This window comes from Paenibacillus sp. cl6col (assembly GCF_900102125.1).
Lineage (GTDB): Bacteria > Bacillota > Bacilli > Paenibacillales > Paenibacillaceae > Paenibacillus_B > Paenibacillus_B suaedae.
Genome location: NZ_FNAZ01000005.1, coordinates 233871 through 256345, shown reverse-complemented (window position 1 = coordinate 256345; position 22475 = coordinate 233871). Strand labels below are relative to the sequence as shown.

At 45.3% G+C, this 22475-nt stretch carries 22 protein-coding genes; 5 read left to right on the top strand and 17 right to left on the bottom strand.

Annotated features, from left to right (window positions below; genetic code table 11):
* Positions 1-63: 63 nt before the first annotated feature.
* The gene (locus BLS15_RS15535) at positions 64-891 is read right to left on the bottom strand and encodes a YesL family protein (protein WP_090512367.1); all 828 of its coding nucleotides are present in this window, start codon (positions 889-891) and stop codon (positions 64-66) included.
* 170 nt (positions 892-1061) lie between these two features.
* Here BLS15_RS15535 and BLS15_RS15530 point away from each other — a divergent pair, with 170 nt between their 5' ends.
* Entirely contained in the window at positions 1062-1175 is a 114-nt protein-coding gene (locus BLS15_RS15530; RefSeq protein ID WP_081676828.1) for a sporulation protein YjcZ, read from the top strand.
* Between the two features lie 119 nt (positions 1176-1294).
* Here BLS15_RS15530 and BLS15_RS15525 read toward each other — a convergent pair whose 3' ends face one another.
* Positions 1295-2869: a degradosome RNA helicase CshA gene (locus BLS15_RS15525; RefSeq protein WP_090512362.1), complete on the bottom strand. Its 1575-nt coding sequence runs from the start codon at positions 2867-2869 to the stop codon at positions 1295-1297.
* Between the two features lie 271 nt (positions 2870-3140).
* On the opposite strand from BLS15_RS15525, the gene BLS15_RS15520 reads away from it, so the two are divergent.
* Entirely contained in the window at positions 3141-3968 is an 828-nt protein-coding gene (locus BLS15_RS15520; RefSeq protein ID WP_021253228.1) for a YitT family protein, read from the top strand.
* Between the two features lie 172 nt (positions 3969-4140).
* Here BLS15_RS15520 and BLS15_RS15515 read toward each other — a convergent pair whose 3' ends face one another.
* From BLS15_RS15515 to BLS15_RS15495, 5 genes are all read right to left on the bottom strand, one after another.
* Entirely contained in the window at positions 4141-5085 is a 945-nt protein-coding gene (locus BLS15_RS15515; RefSeq protein WP_028533861.1) for an ABC transporter ATP-binding protein, read from the bottom strand.
* A gap of 13 nt (positions 5086-5098) precedes the next feature.
* Entirely contained in the window at positions 5099-6148 is a 1050-nt protein-coding gene (locus BLS15_RS15510; RefSeq protein ID WP_021253230.1) for an ABC transporter ATP-binding protein, read from the bottom strand.
* 19 nt (positions 6149-6167) lie between these two features.
* Positions 6168-7307, bottom strand: coding sequence for an ABC transporter permease (locus BLS15_RS15505; protein ID WP_021253231.1), 1140 nt, complete (start codon positions 7305-7307; stop codon positions 6168-6170).
* Positions 7307-8254 (bottom strand): ABC transporter permease, encoded by a 948-nt coding sequence (locus tag BLS15_RS15500; protein WP_021253232.1) that lies wholly within the window; start codon positions 8252-8254, stop codon positions 7307-7309. Before BLS15_RS15500 ends, BLS15_RS15505 begins: the two co-directional genes overlap by 1 nt.
* Before the next feature lie 68 nt (positions 8255-8322).
* Positions 8323-10107, bottom strand: coding sequence for a peptide ABC transporter substrate-binding protein (locus tag BLS15_RS15495; protein ID WP_021253233.1), 1785 nt, complete (start codon positions 10105-10107; stop codon positions 8323-8325).
* Between the two features lie 496 nt (positions 10108-10603).
* Here BLS15_RS15495 and BLS15_RS15490 point away from each other — a divergent pair, with 496 nt between their 5' ends.
* Entirely contained in the window at positions 10604-10990 is a 387-nt protein-coding gene (locus tag BLS15_RS15490; RefSeq protein WP_021253234.1) for a DUF3899 domain-containing protein, read from the top strand.
* A gap of 130 nt (positions 10991-11120) precedes the next feature.
* Here the strand turns inward: BLS15_RS15490 and BLS15_RS15485 are convergent, their stop codons facing one another.
* From BLS15_RS15485 to BLS15_RS15440, 10 genes are all read right to left on the bottom strand, one after another.
* Positions 11121-12389: an MFS transporter gene (locus BLS15_RS15485; protein ID WP_028533859.1), complete on the bottom strand. Its 1269-nt coding sequence runs from the start codon at positions 12387-12389 to the stop codon at positions 11121-11123.
* Complete coding sequence (locus tag BLS15_RS15480; RefSeq protein WP_021253236.1) at positions 12373-12957, bottom strand: flavoprotein; 585 nt, start codon at positions 12955-12957, stop codon at positions 12373-12375. Before BLS15_RS15480 ends, BLS15_RS15485 begins: the two co-directional genes overlap by 17 nt.
* On the bottom strand, positions 12941-14308 hold the full coding sequence (locus BLS15_RS15475) for a radical SAM/SPASM domain-containing protein (protein ID WP_051614220.1): 1368 nt from the start codon (positions 14306-14308) through the stop codon (positions 12941-12943). Before BLS15_RS15475 ends, BLS15_RS15480 begins: the two co-directional genes overlap by 17 nt.
* 599 nt (positions 14309-14907) lie before the next feature.
* Complete coding sequence (locus BLS15_RS15470) at positions 14908-15855, bottom strand: hypothetical protein (RefSeq protein ID WP_021253238.1); 948 nt, start codon at positions 15853-15855, stop codon at positions 14908-14910.
* Positions 15856-16063: 208 nt separating this feature from the next.
* Complete coding sequence (locus BLS15_RS15465) at positions 16064-16294, bottom strand: hypothetical protein (protein ID WP_021253239.1); 231 nt, start codon at positions 16292-16294, stop codon at positions 16064-16066.
* Between the two features lie 439 nt (positions 16295-16733).
* Positions 16734-17273 (bottom strand): NADPH-dependent FMN reductase, encoded by a 540-nt coding sequence (locus tag BLS15_RS15460; protein WP_021253240.1) that lies wholly within the window; start codon positions 17271-17273, stop codon positions 16734-16736.
* Between the two features lie 52 nt (positions 17274-17325).
* Positions 17326-17529 carry a DUF3906 family protein gene (locus BLS15_RS15455; RefSeq protein ID WP_021253241.1) on the bottom strand — a complete coding sequence of 68 codons (204 nt, stop codon included), beginning with the start codon at positions 17527-17529 and terminating at the stop codon, positions 17326-17328.
* Between the two features lie 180 nt (positions 17530-17709).
* Complete coding sequence (gene pfkA / locus BLS15_RS15450; RefSeq protein ID WP_028533856.1) at positions 17710-18681, bottom strand: 6-phosphofructokinase; 972 nt, start codon at positions 18679-18681, stop codon at positions 17710-17712.
* A gap of 24 nt (positions 18682-18705) precedes the next feature.
* A complete protein-coding gene (locus BLS15_RS15445) occupies positions 18706-19788 on the bottom strand; it encodes a tetraprenyl-beta-curcumene synthase family protein (protein WP_021253243.1) in 1083 nt (360 codons plus the stop codon).
* Between the two features lie 132 nt (positions 19789-19920).
* On the bottom strand, positions 19921-20238 hold the full coding sequence (locus tag BLS15_RS15440; RefSeq protein WP_021253244.1) for a hypothetical protein: 318 nt from the start codon (positions 20236-20238) through the stop codon (positions 19921-19923).
* Between the two features lie 190 nt (positions 20239-20428).
* Here BLS15_RS15440 and BLS15_RS15435 point away from each other — a divergent pair, with 190 nt between their 5' ends.
* Both BLS15_RS15435 and BLS15_RS15430 read left to right on the top strand, forming a co-directional pair.
* Positions 20429-21625 carry an MFS transporter gene (locus BLS15_RS15435; protein ID WP_021253245.1) on the top strand — a complete coding sequence of 399 codons (1197 nt, stop codon included), beginning with the start codon at positions 20429-20431 and terminating at the stop codon, positions 21623-21625.
* A gap of 93 nt (positions 21626-21718) precedes the next feature.
* Entirely contained in the window at positions 21719-22372 is a 654-nt protein-coding gene (locus BLS15_RS15430; protein WP_021253246.1) for a nitroreductase family protein, read from the top strand.
* Positions 22373-22475: the final 103 nt, after the last annotated feature.

The following is a 22475-nucleotide window of genomic DNA, read 5'->3' as shown; positions in this document are numbered from 1 at the left end:
AGTTCATCCGTTAGGATCAACATCATATCACATTTCTTCAAAGCAATGCAAGTCCTAGTTCTCTTACTGCTTGTTAGTCGTGTTCCCCGCTTGTTCTCCATCCAATTGCGCAGCCTCTGATGTCTCGCCGTTCTCTGTATCAGCCGCTTCTTCACCTTCACCTTCACCTTCCTGAGCAGCCACCATGCGCTGGTACTTGTCCTGAATCTTCGTGAAGGCGTTATTGAAGTTAAAGTAAGATAAGTATGCAATAAGTGAACCTGTGAAGAAGAACAATAGAACTGGCCATTTCGTCAAGCTAAAGTATAAAATGATGCAGCTCAATACAATCGTTACGATACTGCTAACAGGAGTGAAAATCGTTAACAGCACACTGTTCTTCATAATATGTGTTGTTTTTGCTTGTAAATGTGCAACCATCGAGAAGAAGTTAAACAGTGAAACGAACAGCAATATCAGCAAACCTAGCATTGCATACCCGATAAACTGCATAGACTTCAACTCAGTCATATACACGTAATAGTCGATATACATAATAACGAACAGCAGCGTGTAGAAGATACCGCCTACCATCGCCTGCTTATAATTATCTTTGTATGATTTGAAGAAGGTACGCAGGAGCTTTACGTCCGTGTCCCCCATGATCCACTTCCGCGCAACGGAGAACATCGCAGCTGTCGCTGGGAACAATGTAAACGGTGCCACAAGTCCCATCGCCCAATTCATCGTAATGGATTCATTGATAAAGTTCTGCTGATCAACCATCAGCTTCATGAATAAAAAAATAAAAAAAGGTGACGAACAGATAAGCCACAATATGTTCGTGACCGAAAAACGCATGATCCATTCTGAAATGCGGTAAAAGCCGCCCATAATCCCTCGAAATTCCAAAGGTCATTCCCCCTCATCATCCTGTCTCTACTACTATAATACAAATTGCTACCTTAGTGCCAGTGCCTATTTTGCATCCAATTAGGTTCGTGTCTACAGCGAGAAAAGGGATTCCGCATAGGATATTAAGTGAAAACACCAAACATCGCAGTGTTAAAGGAGGTTCCCGTATGGGGCAATTAGGTTTTGGAGGAAGCTGTGGCTGTGGTTTTGGTTTTACTTCCACAGGGGTGATTCTTGTCTTGTTTATTTTGTTAGTTATTATAAGTCGATCTTTTATATAATGAACTGTTGCAGCAATTCGGATTCACGCTAATCATCCTTGACATGCAAAAGAGACCGCTCCAACTGGGGCGGTCTCTATGATCAACGGAAGACATTCATCATTCGAATGTGCCTCGTCCTACTCGTCGCGCTTATTACGGTTCTCGTCGTTGTTAAAACGTCTTGGGCGGCGATCGCCACCACCACCATTGTTGTTGCGGTCGCGGGAATCGCTGCGGCCATAACGCTCGCCACGTCCGTCGCGGTTGTACCCGCCACGGTTGCCATCGCGTCCTCCACGAGAGTCACGTCCGCCACCGGAACGACCATTGCGGTTGTAAGGTGCAGACATCTTGCGTCCACTAGAACGAAGGTCTGGCTTGCGACGCTTCGCACGGATTGGATCTTCAGGAGTTAAGTTGATAGAAACTTCCTTCTTATCACCTGTCAGCATCTTGAATGCAGCAGACAACAATTGTACGGAGTCGTATTGCTCCAGCAATTCAATAGCAATGCCTTTGTATTCATTTAGCTCGCCATCCTTGAGCACATCAAGAATGCGATCTGCAACAATGCGCTGCTTCCCTTCTATCGCTTCTGCAAGGCTAGGAATCGGCTTGCGCGGAATGCGATGACGAGTTACACGCTCGATGAAGTGCAAATGGTCAATTTCACGAGGCGTCACGAAAGACCATGCGCTGCCTTCTTTACCAGCACGGCCCGTACGTCCGATACGGTGTACATAAGATTCTGGATCTTGCGGCAAGTCAAAGTTAATTACATGTGTTACACCAGAAACGTCCAAACCACGTGCAGCTACGTCAGTCGCAACGAGAACATCAATGCTGCCGTCACGGAACTTGCGCATAACCGTATCACGTTGGTTTTGGGATAAATCGCCATGCAAACCATCTGCTGAATAACCACGCTTCTGCAATGCTTCAGACAATTCGTCTACACGACGCTTCGTACGGCCGAATACAATCGCAAGCTCCGGGGATTCCATATCGAGCAAGCGGCTCAATGCATCAAACTTCACACGTTCAGGAACTTCAATGTATGCTTGTTCAATGAGTGGAGCACTCACATGCTTAGGCATAACCGATACATGTTCTGGCTCGCGAAGGAATTGATTAGCAAGCTTTTGGATGTTCGGTGGCATCGTTGCGGAGAAAAGCATTGTCTGGCGTTGTTCAGGTACAAGGCTCAAGATGGAAGTGATATCTTCCATGAAGCCCATATCCAGCATTTCATCTGCTTCGTCCAATACAACTGTTGCAACATCATCGAGACGAATTGTCTTACGGTTGATGTGGTCAAGCAAACGACCTGGTGTACCGATAATAATTTGTGGGTGCTTTTTCAAAGCACGAATTTGTCGGCCAATATCTTGTCCGCCATAAATCGGCAATGAACGGACGCCTTTGAAACGAGTCAGTTTGCCGATTTCATCAGCAACTTGGATCGCCAATTCGCGCGTTGGTGTCATAATCAGAGCCTTTACACGTTCTTCAGTTGGGTCAATCTTCGAGATCAACGGGATACCGAAAGCCGCCGTCTTCCCCGTACCCGTCTGCGCTTGTCCGATAAGGTCTCGTCCGGTCATCGCTACAGGTATCGCTTTCTCTTGGATTGGAGTCGATTCTTCGAACCCTAATTCCGTTATCGCTTGAAGCACTTTCGGCTCCAAGCCAAATTCTGCAAATGTCTTCAAAATATTCATACTCCTTCATTGTGGACAATCCACAGCCTTATCTGTATTCTTAAGTAGCGCGACAATGGTGACGAATGGCACTTTCAGTCAACCGTCTTCTCATATACAATGCGGAGGGACACTCTTATTGTGTAGCGTGAACTCCGCGTCAAATTCATGTACATCGTTGGTAACTAAAGCCTACTCAAGAATATCCAGAATATTATAACACAAAAATATTGAAGAATACCAGATCCGAACTAACTAATACTACGTTTTGAGGTGACATTGCTTGAAACGAATTTTTGATTTCATCATGTTAATTGCCGGGGCAGCGCTCATCGCTGCATCATTTAATTTGTTCTTAATGCCCCACCATCTGCTTAGTGGCGGCGTATCTGGATTATCGCTCGTAACGAATTACTTGACTCATTGGAATCCGAGCATTTTATATTTCGCCTATAATTTACCGCTAATCATATGGGGCTGGTTCGTGCTTGGCAAACGCTTTATTGGATATAGTTTACTAAGTGTCGTCGCGACAACTTACTTCATATCCGTCTTCCCAGTTAAAGCTGTTGCCAACGAACCGCTTTTATCTGCTGTATTTGGGGGCACACTAGTAGGTATCGGAAGCGGGATATCCCTACGTGTAGGCGGCTCATCAGGTGGATTTGACATTATCGGTTCAATTGTAACCAGATATCGCGATTTCTCAATCTCGAACATTCTGGTTGGAATGAACGCGACTGTTATTGTAACCCATGGATATTTATCGAACGAGTGGGAACTGGCGCTTTACTCCATGGTCTCCATTTTTACGACCGGCAAAGTAATCGGCACCATCTATATTAACCACTACAAGGTAACGGTGTTCATTATTACGAGGAACAAGGAAGCACTTATTAACAAGCTGCTGGTCTTGCCGCATGGAGTTACCGTTATAAAAACCACAGGTGCATTTACCGATATTGAGAAAGACATGTTGATGACCGTTACTACACGTTATGAATTGACCGAATTAAAACGTGTTATTCGTGAAAATGACCCTAAAGCTTTTGTAAATATTGTGGAGACTGCTGGTGTCATCGGGAATTTCCGAAGGCCGAAAAATAGGTAAGCCGCTCGGTTGCCAGACGTACATATGAATCGTTGTCAGCGATATAAGAAAGCCCGTCCATTTACTTGGACGGGCTTTCTTATGCGAATAAAATTTATAATTACATCGGAATGACTCGGATGCTCTACGCTGGATGTGGACATACTATGCGAAAATGCGCATCGTTTATTGATTATAGAGTCATCTCTTGCTTATACTTCTCGACTTCAGATGGAGAAGCGAACACATAATGCCCCGGCTTTATTTCAACTAAGCTTGGACTCTCCACATCATAGTTATGAATACTCGGACTATAATATATGCGTTGGCGATTCCGCTCGTAGTGCGGATCTGGATGAGGAATGGCTGAGAGCAGGGATTTCGTATACGGGTGAATTGGTTGCCGATATAGATCATCAGCCTTGGCTAATTCCACAATCTTCCCATTATACATGACGCCAATCCGATCTGAGAAGTATTTAACGACAGACAGGTCATGGGCAATAAACAAAATGGTAAGCCCAAGCTTCTTCCGAAGCCGATTGAGCAAATTCAATACCTGCGCCTGAATCGATACATCAAGCGCAGATATCGGTTCATCCGCAATAACAAGATCGGGACTCGTAATTAAAGCTCTCGCAATTCCAATCCGCTGTCTCTGCCCTCCTGAGAATTCATGCGGATAACGACTCGCGTGTTCCCGGGTTAACCCAACGGTCTCCAAGATTTCATAGACCATATCCATGCTTTCCTGCTCACTACGGCAAAGCTTATTAATTTTCAAGCCCTCCGCAATTATTTCCTTCACGGTCATACGAGGATTCAGTGATGCGATTGGATCCTGAAAGATCATTTGCATGCCGCGCGTCACTTCTTTTTTAATTTCCTTGGTCAATGCCCCTGAAATGAGTGTTCCATTAAAATAAATTTCTCCATCCGTAGGCTCATACAGACGGATAATCGTTCTGCCCGTTGTCGTCTTGCCGCAGCCAGATTCACCTACAAGCCCAAACGTTTCGCCGCGATACACTGTAAAACTAATGTCATCGACCGCTTTGACCACTGTTTTTTTTCTACCAAAGCCGCTGCTGAAATATTGCTTTAAATGCTTAACTTCCAGCACCGGATCGCGAGTGATTACATTCGTCACCTTATCGCACCAGCCTTCCCGTTTGCTGCTCAATTCGTCTCTTCAATATATCCGGGAGCTCCACCTTCGGCGCATTCGGATGGAGAAGCCACGTCGCGGCGTAATGCGTGTCGCTTATTCTGTACATCGGCGGCTCTTCCTCGAAGTCAATATGCATCGCATATCGGTTGCGTGGAGCAAAAGCATCTCCTTTGGGCGGATGCAGCATATTGGGAGGCGTTCCTGGTATGACTAGCAATTCATCGGATGAGCTCGTGCCCAGATCAGGCATGGACACAAGCAAGCTCCAAGTATAAGGATGCTTCGGATTGTAGAAAATCTCGTCCACCGTTCCATGCTCGACGACTTTGCCCGCATACATCACGGCCACGCGATCCGCGACGTTAGCCACCACCCCAAGATCATGCGTAATGAATATGACGGACAACTGCCGTTCCTTCTGGATTTCCTTAATAAGATCGAGGATTTGCGCCTGAATCGTTACATCAAGCGCCGTCGTCGGCTCGTCACATATCAGTACCTCCGGATCGCATGCAAGAGCAATAGCAATGACGATACGCTGACGCATTCCGCCGGAGAACTGGAACGGATATTGATCGAATCGTTTCTCCGCATTCGGAATGCCTACAGCCTCCATCAGTTCCAGCGCCTTGGCTTTGGCATCCGCTTTGCTTAGCTGCTGTGAACGAAGCGCCTCCATAATCTGTTTGCCAATCTTCATTACCGGATTTAGAGACGAAAGAGGATCCTGAAAGATCATCGCGATTTTAGAGCCCCGGATTTCAGTATATTGCTTCTCTGTATACTTCGTCAGATCTTGTCCTCTATATATAATGCTGCCGCGTTCGATAACGGCATTTTTCGATAATATCCCGACAATGGCCTTGTTCGTCACCGATTTTCCCGAGCCGGACTCGCCTACGATTGCCAGCGTCTCGCCTTTATGCAATTCAAAATCGACCCCGCGCACGGCCTGGACCTTTCCTGCAAACGTTTTGAACGAGATTTGCAGATCATTTACTTGAAGAATCATATCGTTATGTGTCGTCATCCTAGCTCCCCCCGCGCTATTATTCTTGGCCTCTCAAAGTTGGATCGAATGCATCCCGCAAACCGTTGCCGAACATATTGAACGACAACATCAACATCGAAATTACAATTGCAGGAAATAGCGTCAAGTGAGGATGTTCGAGCAACACCTTCTGACCTTCCGAAAGCAAGACGCCGATGGAAGGATCAGGAGCAGCGATGCCGAGTCCTAAATATGAGAGGAAAGCTTCCGTAAAAATAGCACCTGGAATCGCGAGCGTCGCTTGTGTAATGATCGGGCCGATCGCATTTGGCATAATATGTCTGAAAATCAATAGACGATCACGCGCCCCCATCGTACGGGAAGCCAATACATATTCCTGACCTTTATATTTATAGAACTGCGCCCGAATCATGCGGCTCATGCCAATCCAGCCTGTAATCACCATCGCTAATATAATCGGCACTATACCTGCACCCATAAGCATAACAAACAGAATTACGACGACTAAGCTAGGGATTCCACTCAAAATCTCAATAATCCGCTGCATGATCATATCGACCGCTCCGCCATAATATCCGGAGATTGAACCATATGTAATGCCGATCAGCATATTAATGAGGACGGCTAAAAATCCGATTAAGAGCGATATCCGGGTACCTGTCCATAATCGTGTCCATTGATCGCGCCCTAATGCATCAGTACCCATCCAGAAATATTTGTCCTTTGCCCCTTTCAACTGATAGACGTCTACTTTTGCCTGTACCATCGGAATTTTATTACCACGATAATCAAGCTCGTATTCTTTAAACACTTTCACAATCGAGCCTTTATATTTTTCTTCCATGCTTGTTTTTTTCACATCCATGACTTTCGTTCCATCCCATATCCCCAGCTTCTCTAGCACCGGGACACGCGGGGGCAGTAAGCTCCAATCAATATGTTGTTCCCTATAGGAATAAGAGCTGATCATTGGAGCAATGATCGCCAGTAGAACGATAATGCCAATCACAATTGCCGCGATGGTGGAAGCCTTGCTCCGGCGGAATCGCAGCATCGCATCCTGTAGAAATCCAATCGCCTTGCCTTCAAATTTTTCATCAGCGATAGGCTTGTCCCGTTGTACGAATTCGAATGGGTTCCGCTCCTTGTTGTGCTCCGTATTCTGGCTCGTCTTCATTACTTCTTCCCTCCCATTCGAATTCGCGGGTCAATAATGCCATATGACAAATCTACGACTAGAATACCGATAAGAGCAATTAAAGAATAGAAAAACATGACGGCAATCGTCAGTGGATGATCCAATGAATTGATGGAATTTACAGATAAAGAGCCAATACCTGGCACGCTGAAAATATTCTCAATTACGATTGCTCCCGACAATATGGAGAAAAACATAGGAATAATAATATTCGACAGCGGAATGAACGAGTTGCGTATCGCGTGACGTACGGTAGCCTGCATATGCGATAAACCCTTCATTCTTGCCAGCAGCATATAATCTGAATTAATTGTTTCACATAATTCGGCACGCAAATACCTTGCAATGACGGCAATCTCTCCAAACGATAATGCCAGTACCGGCAAGATCATGGATTTGAACTTATCCCAGGTGATCCCTTGATCCGTTGAGAGCAGAATCGGCAGCAGCTCCAACTTAAAAGCCACCACATATTGGAGCAGAGCGGCAAATACAAAGGAAGGAACGGATATGAACAGAACAACCATTAAGTTAATCCCATGGTCGGTCATCGTATTCTTCTTCAATGCCGCTATGATTCCGCACATAATGCCTATTGGCAGCGTAAAAATAAGAGCCAAAATATTTAACTGGATCGTGATCGGAAGTTTCTCCTTAATAATATTAAATACCGGAACCTTCGGCTGGACTTTAAGCGAATCTCCGAAATTGAAAGTAAGGAAATCCCCCAGGAAATATACGTATTGAACAATGAGCGGCTTATCCAAATGATATTTGGCTTCCACCCGTTCCCGAATGTCCTTAGGCAATAACGGATCGTCTACGATGCTACCGGGCATAGCATGAATTAGAAAGAATAGCAGGCTAATGATAAGAAATAGGGTAATAGCCATGGCAATGAGTCTTTGCGATATGTATCGTAACATAAGCCTGGAACTCCTTTTCCGCAAGGTAGGAGACCTTGCGCAACCGCAAGGCCTCCTCTGTTCTGGTATTAGTCGACAATGTCAGCTTGAAGTATAGCAAAACCGACTTCTGGGAAGTACTTCCCTTTTGTAGCCAAATGAACTCGATCTAGGAAGATCCTAGCATTATTGTTTTGGAAGAGCGGAATTTGCGGCACATAATCGGCTATCATCTTCTCCATCTCCCCTAATGCCTTCAAACGTTCCTCTGGCTTCAAAAGCAAATCACCTGTCGTAGTCCGCTTCTGCAGCGCGTCGAAAGCGTCGCTGGAAAAGCGATGGTTGCGGTTCGGGAAGTCCTTCGTCCATACCTTCATGCTGCCCCATGGATTGAACGGGTTTTGTGTCATGGAGCCGATACCCAATTCGTACTTTCCTTCTTTGTAAGCGTCGTAAGCTGATCTCGGTGGCATTCCTCTAAGCTTAACGGTCAGCTTATCCTTGCCGAACAGGTTCTCGTACGCTTCTTGCGTTACTTCGGCTGTGCGCTTCATTTCTTCCTGCGCATCGAAGTAAGTAATTTCAATCGTGATTTTTTTGCCGCCGTTCGCCTGATAGGCCTTTTCGAAATACTCCTTCGCCTTATCCGGATCATAGCCCGTTCCTGGGACTACGGCTAACTTCGCTTCTTCGGAATCACGATAACGCTTGCCCTCTGTATAGTCTCCTACGATACATATCGTGGAGATATAATATGGAGCCGGTTTGAACGTTTTAAAAATCCCTTTTGCAATTTTATCGCGATCGATCCCATAATACAGCGCTTTGCGGAAATCGTTGTTTTTCAAAATCGGGTTGCTGTCCGATTCCGAGTTTACGTAGAAGCCCCATACTCCATTAGCTTCTGTATAGGCGACCCGAGGATCCTCACCATATTTATCGAATTGTTCGCCGCTAATAGAAACGAAGTCTATTTCCCCTTTTTCCCACAATTGAACGCGTGTTGAGCTTTCCGTGACAACACGGGTTTCGATGCGGTCAGGCTTATAAATTGCCGCTAATGGCGAATCCGGGTTCTTTTCAAACGTATGATGCTGGTCGCGCACCCACTCCGTTAATCGATACGTTCCAGAAGAAGGAACCTGTTCTACCGTTGTTCCGTAAGTCGTTTCCGTTCGATCAGCCTTCATGCCGCCCTCATAGAGCTTTTCGTTAACGGGAGACGTCGCCCCGCCGTTCGCAAAGGCGCCGTAGATATCAATTTCCGGCATTTTCGATTCTAACGTAATTTCCAGCGTAGTATCATCTTTGGCCTTAATTCCGACATCTTCCCATTTTGCTTCGCCCTTAAAATATTTGTTAGCGTTTACAATAGGAATATCGTCAAATAATATGTAAGAGTTCTTATTGGCCAGCTTTGGATCAAGCAGCATTTTATAGGAATATTCATAAGTTTTCGCATTAATCGGCGTGCCGTCCGTCCACTTCAATCCATCCTTCAGCTTGAACGTCCATACTGTATTATCTGTTGAAGTAGGCAGATCAACCGCATGATTACCGACAAATTTTATATTGTCTGAAGGCTCGTCATAAATGATTTCCAATAAGTTCCCGTAAATATATTTCATCATATCTGCGGTTTCGGCACTGTTGTACGTATGCTGATTGAACGTATCCGCAGACATCGTAGAAAGCCGTAATACCTTCGGCTTATCGCTCGCTGCGCCTCTCTGCTCGGTCGTAACCTTACCTTCATTCTCTTTACTTCCCTGACTCTCTTGTCCGGCATTCCCGCTCCCGCTCGTGCAACCCGCGAACGTAAGCATCATCATGATAGCCAAAACAACCAAGAACGGTTTTTTTGGCAGCTTCATACAATCCCCTCCTGATTTTCTCATTTTTTTCAATTCATTATGTAAAATATGTGGGTAACAAAGGAAATAGAATGTTGGGTCGATTATGCCAACAAAATTGACACCTTGTGAAATAATGTGCCTTTGGATTGGATGGATGCGTTCACATTGTTGTAGGTTTGATATTAGACTGAGAGCCGATTCATTGAGGAAGATCATTACTTGTCGGTTGCTATATATGCGTATATACCACGAATCGACAACGATCTAATGCATACTTGTGAGGTAAATTATGGTACAGTTTTTTATAAATCTATCAAACTAAATACCCATAGTCAACAGTTAAATCACAGAATATTCCTTAGAATACTGGAATAAATGGAGAAATAGGAGGATTAATGATGGATTATGGCGAATATTTCCTAGTCATCAGATCAAAATATCTTCTCACTCGTCACATCCGAATCCTCCAACACATCTAGATACGAGCGAGTTTAAAGGGAAAGGATTTTTCGCCATGAAACGACTGCTGCTTGTTGTAACCCTCTTATTTGCCGTTGGTTATTCCATCTTAAACGGTCATAATTCCCTGCTTATAAATCTGTCGAATTCCTTCTTCATTATCGGTCTTATCTACCTATTGATCGCCTTGCTTGCTTACGTGCGGAACATCGGCTTTTTTAAATCATTGAGTTATCACCTCCATCGTAAGGAGAAGGAACAAGAACAGGCGGTTCATTACGATTCCAGTGACATATCGTCGTCTGGGCAGCCCAAAAAGAGAATGGCTCTGCATGAATATGCTGAATTGATTCACACAAACCAATGGTCAAGCAAAATATTATATTTGTATTCGATTCCGCTGCTGCTGTGCTCCTGCATATTGGCAATGTTCGCAGCATAAACAATACGCGTTCCATAACAGAACGGGGATTAATCAAACGCTATTCAATGTTTAAAACGTTCATTTCCATGTAATCACAAAGTATTAACCCGTCCAGCAAGGACGGGTCTAATCCTTCATCTCTTTTTGACTAATTGGACAAGGTCTGCTGTTGTACATGTTCCTGCTCGCTTGTCTCCGAATCTGTATAGCTTAATTGACGCAATGCTGGCCGCGTCATGGCACCAAATACAATGACTAACAAAAATATCCCAAAAATACGCACAACAAACTGGATACCTATCCCAGCATGCAGCAAATAAGCAACGAATGCGTAAGAAAGCGGTGTTAATCCGGTTACAATCGATATGAAAATACTCATTACTTTCCCTATCATATGATGGGGAGTGCTTGAATGAATGTACGTGAACAATGGGATATTCATAACCTGAATCAATACTCCAATCGTGAACAATACAAGCATAGACACGACTAAATGATGCACATATCCGAGTGACGTGTAAGCAATAACGATTAGAAACAACGAGCATAAAATAACAATTCCCGGTCTTGCGAAAGACTTTCGCAGCGATACAACAATGGATCCCAATATAAATCCGACTCCCAGCGAGACCTCTAACAGGGCTAACACAACTGCGTTCCCCTTGAAAATATCCTTAGCCAAAATCGGAAGCATTACCCCCATTGGACCAGTCACAAAAAAATTCATGATGAATCCAATTGCCATTAACGTGGGTAATGCGCAATGTGTACGAATATATTCGAAGGAGGAAGTCAATTCCCTCCACTTTGATTTCCTCGGTGTACTTGAATCATGCGATTGAATCCGAATAAAGGATATAAGCGTAGTCGAAATAATGATAGAAATAAGACTAAATAGAAAGACACCGGAAAAGCCTATTGTAATAATAAACGTGCTGCTGATTAAGGGACCTATGATTAAACTGTACTGATTAGCCATACGAAGCAGCGCGTTGCCTCTCTGGTAAGCCTTCTTATCAATGATTGACGTAATAACAGAGTCATAGGCCGGGCCAGCAAATGCATCCAGCACACCGAACAAGAAGGAGACGATGATAAGGAATAACGGGGTGATCATATCCAGCCAGTACATCGTCAGCAGTACCCCGATCGAGAGCACCTTCATCCATTGCGATGAGAGGATAATGATCTTTCGATTGACGCGATCTGCGATTACTCCGCCGTATATCATGAACAGCAGTCTCGCACCGGAAGAGGAGAAAAGGATCAAACCCAAATAACTGCGCGAGTCAAATAAGGTCACTGTCAGCCATTCGACAGCAACAATGTAAATATAATACCCAGGACTAACTAGAATTGCGGCGGTCAGCAGCAGCATGTAGTTCCTGTTGCTACGGAGATTAGTTGTTGTATTCATAGGCAGGCTCATTCATTCTGGATTCTTCATGCAAGATCAACTGAATCAACTCTTCCGGTTGCGGAAGAGCGGCATCTGAACCGGTATAGGTTCCGCTTGAAGCTTTATATCCCTCTGCCTGTACATTAACGAACAGATGTCCATCCGTCTTGAGGATTTCCACGTTCCGCTGCACGCTCGGCTGATTCCACATGGTGTTATTCATATTCGGGGCGATGTATATCGGGTTCGTATAGTTCAATACGCAGCAGCTTAACAGATCGTCTGCCATCCCGTGCGCCATCTTGGCCAAGAAGTCCGCAGATGCGGGAAGTATGAGGAAGATGTCGGCATCCTGAACAGCGTTGACATGCGGAGCTTTGAGATTTGTCGTAAATAGATCATCATAGACATGATCGCACAAATTGGCTAGTGCAAGCGTAGACACGAACTGCTTGGCATTATCGGTAACCACAATATCCAATTGACACTGAAAGCGGCCTTTAAGCGCGAAAATATAGTTATGTACGTTCAAGGCGCCAATTGTACCTGTAATCCCTATTAAGATTTTGTTATACGCTCGGCTCATAAGCATAATCCTCATTTACTAATGTAATGTACTTCTTAATACTCTTCTTGACTGGAGGACATGGTGTTGCGCCAGTCTCAATTCGTTCGAGCGGGCATGCATTCCCCTGGCATGATGGTCTGAAGAAGCATTTGGTACAAGATGTATCCTCATTGACTCCGCCTGTAACCCACAAGCTCCATTTCTCTTGATCAATGACCATATCCCCATTTTCAAGAATATCGCCTACATGATTCATTGGATTATTGAATGCAACTGTGCATTTGTAGATCATCCCGTCAGACCCGATTACACATGAGGATGGACTGGAGGCATAGCATTCAGAACCTCCTGGGCGCAAGTATTGCTTGTAGAAATCGAAATTAAATCCTTTTTCTTTCGCTTTCTCATAGAACGGAAACAGCATTTTCGTATCGCATAAATGGATGTCAGCTGTCTGTTCCCCTTTCAAATTCTGTATCGGCACGAAATGCAGCATGAAACGGGGATCGTCAACAAATGCACTGCTGACTAACGAAATATAGTTATCCATCACAGTCGACACTTCTTGATTGATATTGGAACGCAGTACAACATTGAATGGTCTATCGCTTTGCTTCATCTTCAATAAATTAGAGAAGATCGTATCAAATGTCTTCTCTCCGAATCGGCCAACTCGATAACTGTCATGCGTTTCCGCAGTCCCATCCAATGTGATTTGAAAGCTTCTCACATTCATCTCTAGCAGTTCCTCGAAAGTCTCACTATTAAGCAAATAGCCATTCGTTGTGATATTGGCGTGATATTGCACGTTGTATTTGGCGCAAATCTCCTTAATTGGAGCAGACATACGCTTTATGACATCGAATGATTTGAGCGGCTCCCCGCCAAACCAGCTAATGAGCAGCCGGCTATAATTTTTTACGTTTCTCTCCAAAAAGTTCAATATTCCTTGCTGCACTGATTCCTTCATTTCGGACTTCAGAAAGTCTTCATAACAGTAAGTACAACGGAAGTTGCAATCCTCATTTGGCAGTATTATTAACTGCAGCATACGGTTCTCAGCTAACATATTGTACTTTTGCGCAGTTGCCAGCTGAAATTCATTCACTCGATTCTTAACTAAGAAACCTTTATTTTGTAAATGTTGAATTAACCCACTGCGAACCTCATCTTGCGACTCTACTGCCTCAAGCTCCCTGACTTTCAACAGCTCTTCTACGATCTCTGCCTCTTCACCAGTGAACTTACTTATTTTCCCGGTATATGAATTATATAATCGCAAATATTCGCCGTCTGCGACACGTACATTGAAACGAGATGCCTTGAGCGTGCTGCTGTCCTGGATCGTTATATCTCCTCTTAATACCAATTGAATCCCTCCGCAGCTATTTAAAATACCTACCAAATTGAGAATTATGTACTCGCTCAGCATTGCTGCTGCTATTGCTATATGGATAACTGTCCTGCTCATTAGTGCAAGTAGAATCAGTAGAATAACCTCGATTTAAATAGATGTAAACGATTACAAAATAGGCTGGAGCCTATTTTGTAATCGTTTGGGATAAGTGCTTAACAGAAAATGTTGATTGTCTTGGATCCGCCTTCTTCGCCTTCTTTTTCAACTGAAAATGCCATTTGATTCACCTCCATAATTTGGTTTGTTTGCCACTTGCAAGTTCAGAATAATTCCATTTTATACTAAAGTCAACTCTTTTCTTGAAATTTTTTTTGGTATAATATATAACAAAATTAGGTTTAATCCATGTATGACAACATTCTATCTATTACCCTCTAATCGCTAAGTAAACAAGTTGTTTCCACACTGATGTTAAGTTGATTCACTCCCTTATTACGAACATTCGATATCACTCTCCACAACAAAAAGAGCCAAAATCCTGCAGGCAGAATAATGGCTCCCCAACGTATATGTTATCTGTTACTTGTAATCATGACTCTTCCTCTCGTTTCTTAAGGCAAATATTCATATCTTACGTCGACCCAAGCATTTTCGTTTGTGGCAAGACCTAACGTTGCAGCAACGCCTGGCGACAAATCGATCCCGGCAGGATTGAGCACCTTGCGACCCTGTGAATCCTTGCCATTGTTCCAATTGTTATAATAGGCAGCTGTTGAAGCAGGAGTACCCAATGCTAATCCAGAGCCGAATCGCCTAGGATTGCTTCCGTTGGCAGTATCCCAGTAATTATCATCGACATTCCAAGGGCCAACATCCTTCACTTCTACACCAAGGGCAGACATAACCGTATTTGGATTATAAACATTGACTACATACTTCGGATTGCCATACGTCCCTCGCAATTGGACTGGGATATTACTAATCCAGCCTTTATTCGCAAATTTAATATATTTATCAGGCAGTGCGACCTCATAGGAGCCGCTTATATCTGGATCATATTGAGTTGCAAAAATTCCAGAGATTCGCGGTACGTCAGCATTTGCACCGTATTTTGTCTTCAACCATGTATTTCTATATTCTTTCTCGTCTGCCCACCACTTCGTCACCCATTCTTCGAAGGCAATGTGCTTATCTTGGAGCAGACTCTGTAAGGCAGCATTCCGTACTTGAAATAAGGTGTCTGCCTTCGCGTTATAGCTGTCCACCGTTAGCGACTGCGCCTGCAGCTGCAGTGCTCTGGCTGAATTACGTTCTTTGAGCCCCATATCCTTTAGTTGTGTCATTTGCTGATCGGACAATCCCAGAGCCGTCTGAAGTGAGGCTACGTCCGCCTTCAGCTTGTCGTCCTTGGTCCAAAATAAATAATTCAATACTTCCTTGCTGTCCAGCAGTGGGTTCGATTGTTCATCAATTGCATTTCCATAAGCAGATCCCGTCGAAGCAAAGAGAGACAAAATGAGAGTAAAAAGCAACATGATGGTCATATTCCTTTTTAACATAAAATTCGCCTCCATATTTCATGGCATGTTTTCCGTGCTTATTCATTACTCGCAAAACGATACCTGCTTACGACAAATATGCCAGAAGGACCTTCCTTACTTGGTTGGATGAGCTCTAGCTGAATGGTTCTCCCGTCTTTGAGTGCGTATTGGACAACTTTCTTGGCTTTCTCATCTACAATAAGCTTCACATCAATGTCTTCATTAACTACGAGGCCTTCTTGTGTATGAGATACTCTCTCGATACTTGCTGCCAGTCTGTTAGTCCAGGCTTATGGCCTTCATCCACCTGTTTTTGCAAGTTATCTGCTTCTTGCTGCGAGAAATTTGTGCTCACCCAACCCTCACCCTTTGAAGGTGAACCTGAACAACCAATCAGTACAAACACTACAACTAAAAGTATGGCGCTAACGGAAAAGAAACCTGTCTTTACTCTCATATACGCGTCTCCTTCTCATCATTCGTATTTGTTTGTCACGCTGGCATGTTATAGACGCGCAAGTCTTGACCAATGTTTCTCGCATCACACCAAAGGCATCCCCCGCTCCTCAGTTTGATAGGGCTTGTCCCTCTTGTTGCAGTCCAACTGATGTATATCTATGACTACGTAATAGACCAATCAAACTTGACACAAACGTGAAAATAAAATAGCCGTTCAAGCTCATTGAGATGAAAGACTAGATTGTATCGATATGGAGTAGAAGAAAAGATAATCGGTAACCGAGGGGGGGGTATGCTGGAGTTATTGTAGCGTTCACACAAATACGAACACCTTATCGGGAAGCCGTGAGGCGGGGTATCCTCTGACACTCTCACGTGCCTCCCTGCACAAGCGTATTCTTGTGCATGCCTGAGGTGCTTCAAACTACATCAATTGCTTATGCAAGCTCACGAGTGCTCGCAGACAGATTCAAGAAATAGTTCAACGTCTTCTGAACTCGTTGAATCACTTGCTCCTGAACAGGCTGCCCTTCTGCTGTGAATTGTCTTGCATCGCCGCCGATGGAAATCCATTCTGGACAGTTAATTCCGTGTACATTGCGAACGATTGTCTGTAAATGCGTCAACGAACTGATACCAACCGCACCACCTGCAGAGCTAACCGACAAAACGACCTTATTGTTGAAATAGTCAAAGCTCAAATAATCGAGCGCGTTCTTCAGTACGCCGGATATACTCCCGTGATACTCAGGTGTAGCCAACACAATGGCATCAGCTGCGAGAACCGACTCTCTCAACAGCTTCACATTCGTATGCTGTTCTGCATCGTCTGGGCTGTAGAGAGGAAGCTGCAGTTCATTGAGATCAATGACTTGCGCCTCATGGCCTTTCTCCTGAATACTTGCTGCTAGATAACGAACAAGCTTCGTGCTTGTTGCTTCTTTACGATTGCTGCCAGAAATACATACGATGCGCATGATCGCACTCCCCTTCCATCATCATTCGGCTGACAAGCGTCTATTACGTCTATTAATCTCGAACGGGGATGATATATCCGCTGCCATTCACGCAGCGTTTCTTCTCTAGCAAAGTCAAGCCCTCCCAAGTAACACCCGGGATCTCCCGCTCGAAATGTGCTTCTGCTTGCAGAAATGCTTGTTCTTCTGTATCTGCTGTCAGCACACATACGAACGTTCCTTGCACCGAGGACGCTTCCAACCGATATATGTACATTTTTCCATCCCCTTCCCTATCGCACATCATACATAAAACCGGAATCATGCGTCAAGATGTCACATCAATTGAAATCATCTATCCCTCCTCCGCACATCTTGCAAATATACAAAAAAACCCGGCCAACCGCATGATGCGGCTTTGCCGGGCTTATCCAAAACTGCGTGAACCAGCAGCGTCTTATTGACACAGACGCGAAGCCAATTCGTACAGCTCCATATTGAATTCCTTCTTCGTGTTCACAACAAGATCGATGTCGGTTGCGACCAGCTCACCCTTAATCATACCGCAAGCCTTGCCGGATTCGCCTTCTATCAGCTGGCGAACTGCGAAGTCGCCTAGACGGCTTGCCAAGATACGGTCGAACGCTGTTGGAGAACCACCGCGCTGAATATGACCGAGAACCGTAACGCGCGGCTCAACAGTTGGGCAGCGTTCAATGATGGCGTTCGCGACATCTTCACCGCGTCCAACACCTTCCGCGACGATAACGATGCTGTGGCGCTTGCCGCATTCGAAGTTCTCACGCATACGACCTGCAACTTCATCGATGTTATGGTCAACCTCAGGTACAAGAATCGATTCCGCACCACTAGCAAGACCTGCATACAGCGCTATATCTCCACAATGGCGACCCATCACTTCTACGACGGAAGAACGCTCGTGGGAGCTCATCGTATCGCGAAGCTTGTTTACTGCGTCAACTACGATGCTGACAGCTGTGTCGAAGCCAATTGTATAATCTGTAAAGGAAATATCATTATCAATTGTTCCTGGCAGACCCATTGTCTTGATGCCAAGCTTGCTCAACTTGTTCGCACCTTGATAGGAACCGTCGCCACCGATAACAATCAAGCCATCGATGCCGTGCTTGCGCAAAATGTCTGCACCCTTTTGCTGGCCTTCTGGAGTTCTGAACTCTTGGCAGCGAGCGGATTGCAGAATCGTTCCGCCACGTTGAATGATGTCACCTACACTGCGAATATCCATTGGGCGAATATCTTCGTTCAATAACCCTTGATAGCCGCGCTGAACTCCATAAACCTCAATTCCATTGAATATAGCTGCACGCACTACTGATCGGATTGCAGCGTTCATACCTTGTGAGTCTCCGCCGCTTGTCAATACGGCAATCTTTTTTACAGCAGACATGATTCGTTTCCTCCCTCATAATCCTCAATACATATGTTTACGTATCCAAAGACTGTTCAACCAGAAAAATAATCTCATAAGCGGACTATTCTTCATGAGACGCTTGGATACTTGTTGAACCGCGGCCTGTTCCCTTACTTTCGGATCTGATAAATATAGAGCTAGCAGCCCTTCTATAATCATACGATGAAATCGTCCATCCGGCAGTGAGCTAACTCGCACCGTTGCAAGGTCTGCAAAGTGGCCAATCCGGTTCACGACCAAGCTCTGATCGTCGTAATAATTGCAGAAATTCAAGTCTCCGCCGGCACGATCTTCTTCTTGGTCAATTAAATAATCTAACATAATATGCAGTCCACATACATATGGAAAATATGCCTCTAGAATGCGGTCTGCATCTGCTTGCGTCAGACTCTCGTCCGCCGCAGCCAAAAATAACTGGAACACACCTAGTGTGGAGCCGGTCGCCGCAGCGAATTCATTCCAGCCCAGCTCCGTATAAGCCGATTCATGCAGACTCCACCAATCCAGCAGCGCCTGCTCCCGAGAATCCGGGTGAATATGCTTGTACACCTGAAGGTCTGTATACAGTCCGACGAGACGAACAATATGCGGCTGTGCGATTCCATACGCCGGCAGTGAAGCAATACTATCTCTGCACGTCTGTACTAGATCACGCAAATAGCCCCCGTCCTCTTGATCATCACGGAGCGCATAATAGTCTTTGAGCGGTTCGTCCGGTTGGACCGCATCCAGCATAGCCTGATGGAGCAAGCGGAAATCCTCCGCATCCATCGAGGTGCTTCGGTCGCACAGGTTGTCCAAATAGTCACTGATCGTCTGAAAAGCAACAATGAGCGGGATCAATATATGGCGTACATCTAACCTAGCCGCAGCGTATACAGCACCGCCCTCACAATGAAATTGCTTGCTAGCGATGCTCGCGAGCGCCTGCTTGCGCAGCTCCTCGTTCGGAATTCGTTCAGCCCGCGTCTGCCAGCTTGCCAACGATTGACGAACCCCCGGCAATATATACTTATATACGCGGTACATGAGTCCGAGCGGCTCTTTCGGAGCTCGCGTACGGCGTTGCCTCACCTGATTCAAGAAAATCCTCCGTCCTCTGTGTAGGTCAACTTCTACGAGATGATGTTACTCACACTTATTGAGTACCCATTTTAACCACACCTATTATATTACGAAGTGACTAATTGCACAAACGATTGCATGCGATATTCACTAGTGGTGATTTTTGGCATCTACGTCCTGATGAACCCGGTACCACAAATTCAAATCGATAATTTGCGAAGCAAGCTCTGCGATCTCGCTATTCAGCCGGCAGGAAGCCTCAAATTGCTCCTCCTCATTCAGCGCATTCTGCTTCAAAACAATCGTACGTTCCAGCTCTTTAATACGGTCGGGAATTCTGCCGCGAGTGTGTTCCCACTTGTCCATAATGAGCACTTGTTCGTCCCAGCTCATTCCATCCCAAGAATCCTCAACTATGGGCACTTCAATACCAAGCCGTTCGTCGAATTCGAACCAATCATTCACCATGCTGCCGCACCTCCGGTAAATAGGATGCATCATTAATGCTGTTAATGTACCATGCCGCTTGCGAGGATGTAAATGACGAAACCGCCCCAATCCACAGGAAGCATGCTATACTAGGGATTATTCCATTTTTACTTGCTCAATTGACAACTCCGATTTATACACATTCATCTACTTCATGGAGGGAACACGCATGGCGTATCCGGCACCCCGGAACACAGAAGCGCATTGGCTGCGCGCCTTTACATTTATGATCTTTATGACCTCTTCGGTCGTTGTATCGTATTTGCCGCTCTACTACAAATCATTGCAGTTTACAAGTGTCCAGATTGGGCTTCTCTATTCCATTGGACCGCTCATCTCTATCATTTCCAACCTATTCTGGGGCGTAACCAGCGATAAACTCGGTACGTTGAAAAAAGTGCTCATCACGTTGTTGGTCGCACAAATCGTATTATCTGTGGCACTTGCTCAAGTATCCTCGTACGGGTTGGTTGCTCTGCTTCTCGTTTGCTTTTATTTCTTTTACTTTCCGATATATCCACTGAACGACAGCTTCGCGATTATGACTGCGCAGGCTCAAGGCAAGAGCTTTATCGGCATTCGTGTTTTTGGCTCGATCGGTTTCGCTGTATCTGCACTCTTATTCGGATTCATATTACGCTCGGTAGGCGCTTCGTACAGCATATGGGTCATTGTTCTGCTTGGCTTGCTATCGCTGGGGCTTGCCTTCCCCCTTACGGATAAGCGCGCCACGATGAAGAAGATGGAACTGTCCGGACTGTGGGTTGTCCTGCGGCAGCGAGAAGTACTATTGTTCTTCCTGTTCGTGCTGCTGCTTGCCATCGGGCATCGTCTGAATGAAGCCTTCCTCGGATTGTCATTGTCCCAGATTGGGGCAGATGAATCTTTGGTTGGATGGGCTTGGATGCTCTCAGCGCTTAGTGAAATTCCAATCTTCTTCTTATTGAATGCCTATGGGGAGAAATTCAAGGAACTGCCGCTATTAGCATTCTCCGGGTTAACCTATACCATTCGGCTTCTGCTTATTGCAGTGCTGCAAGATCCAACATGGATTGTTTCTACGCAGTTGCTGCACAGCGTGTCATTCGGGATCTTTTATTTCGTTGCCGTTCGCTATATAAGCCGTGTCATTCCTGACGAATATCGTTCAACAGGGCTTGCACTGTATACGATCGTCTGGTCCAGCATCGCAGGGCTCATAAGCGGAACTTTCGGTGGAATCTTAATGCAATCCTTCGGCAAGGATGTGCTATATGAGGTTGCAGCAGGGTTCTCATTTATAGCCTGCCTCGGCTTTATAACTATGGCTATCATTGCCCGTCATAGTGAAACAGCGACAATCCAAGCGTCCAGCAGACACAGCTAATTGCATTTTTTCAACTGTACCGTATAATAGTAGTAGGTCTTAATACAAGGTCTTAAAGCAATCATACTACTCGTTCGGTGGAGGGTCACCAATATGACAACAACGTATGAGACAATAAAGGAAGTCATTCATGGGCGCCGCAGCGTTCGTCGCTACGATGAACGTCCAGTGTCTGTCGACGACATTAAAGAGCTTGTGGATTGTGCGCGTTACGCGCCAAGCGACACAAACTCCCAAACATGGGAGTTCATCGCCGTTGTGAATCGTTCGATGATCAAGCAAATCGAGCAGCTTACATGGGATGCACTGCATGCCAAGGCTCAAATAGCGGAAGAGCAAGGATTAAACAAGGAAGCGAGAATGCTGCTCAAGTCCTTCGGGCCCTATGCAACGGCCTTCTCAGACGCACCAGCACTCATTGTATGCTTAGCGACGCCTTACACTTCGAAATTCCGTGAGCGCATCTTCGATCCGATTCAACTGGTGCCGACTGCGGTATGGGAAGAAGAGGGCATTAAGAGCAGCTGCTTGGCCATTCAAAATCTGATGCTAGCCGCTCATGCGCAGGGCTTGGCTACCTGTCCAATGACTGGCCCTGTCCTACTGGCTGCTGATGCAATCAAGTCACTGCTTGACATTCCAGAAGACCGCCAGGTCAACATGGTGCTTGCACTCGGCTATCCGCTGGAAACACCGGCCAAGCTCCCACGCAAGCCGGTCGAAGAGATACTGCGCATCATTGAATAACAGGGCATGTCCACGTATCAATAGCACATGAAGCCCCTTAACTCCCCACAATAACTGTGGCGGAGCGAGGGGCTTCTCTTTTGGGAGATTCGTATTATTACTA

Coding starts and splice junctions, on each gene's coding strand:
- BLS15_RS15530 (WP_081676828.1), top strand. CDS start 1,062: ATGGGGCAATTAGGTTTTGGAGGAAGCTGTGGCTGTGGTTTTGGTTTT.
- BLS15_RS15510 (WP_021253230.1), bottom strand. CDS start 6,148: ATGACGACACATAACGATATGATTCTTCAAGTAAATGATCTGCAAATC.
- BLS15_RS15505 (WP_021253231.1), bottom strand. CDS start 7,307: ATGAAGACGAGCCAGAATACGGAGCACAACAAGGAGCGGAACCCATTC.
- BLS15_RS15500 (WP_021253232.1), bottom strand. CDS start 8,254: ATGTTACGATACATATCGCAAAGACTCATTGCCATGGCTATTACCCTA.
- BLS15_RS15495 (WP_021253233.1), bottom strand. CDS start 10,107: ATGAAGCTGCCAAAAAAACCGTTCTTGGTTGTTTTGGCTATCATGATG.
- BLS15_RS15490 (WP_021253234.1), top strand. CDS start 10,604: ATGAAACGACTGCTGCTTGTTGTAACCCTCTTATTTGCCGTTGGTTAT.
- BLS15_RS15485 (WP_028533859.1), bottom strand. CDS start 12,389: ATGAATACAACAACTAATCTCCGTAGCAACAGGAACTACATGCTGCTG.
- BLS15_RS15480 (WP_021253236.1), bottom strand. CDS start 12,957: ATGAGCCGAGCGTATAACAAAATCTTAATAGGGATTACAGGTACAATT.
- BLS15_RS15470 (WP_021253238.1), bottom strand. CDS start 15,855: ATGTTAAAAAGGAATATGACCATCATGTTGCTTTTTACTCTCATTTTG.
- BLS15_RS15465 (WP_021253239.1), bottom strand. CDS start 16,294: ATGAGAGTAAAGACAGGTTTCTTTTCCGTTAGCGCCATACTTTTAGTT.
- BLS15_RS15460 (WP_021253240.1), bottom strand. CDS start 17,273: ATGCGCATCGTATGTATTTCTGGCAGCAATCGTAAAGAAGCAACAAGC.
- BLS15_RS15455 (WP_021253241.1), bottom strand. CDS start 17,529: ATGTACATATATCGGTTGGAAGCGTCCTCGGTGCAAGGAACGTTCGTA.
- pfkA (WP_028533856.1), bottom strand. CDS start 18,681: ATGTCTGCTGTAAAAAAGATTGCCGTATTGACAAGCGGCGGAGACTCA.
- BLS15_RS15440 (WP_021253244.1), bottom strand. CDS start 20,238: ATGGTGAATGATTGGTTCGAATTCGACGAACGGCTTGGTATTGAAGTG.
- BLS15_RS15435 (WP_021253245.1), top strand. CDS start 20,429: ATGGCGTATCCGGCACCCCGGAACACAGAAGCGCATTGGCTGCGCGCC.
- BLS15_RS15430 (WP_021253246.1), top strand. CDS start 21,719: ATGACAACAACGTATGAGACAATAAAGGAAGTCATTCATGGGCGCCGC.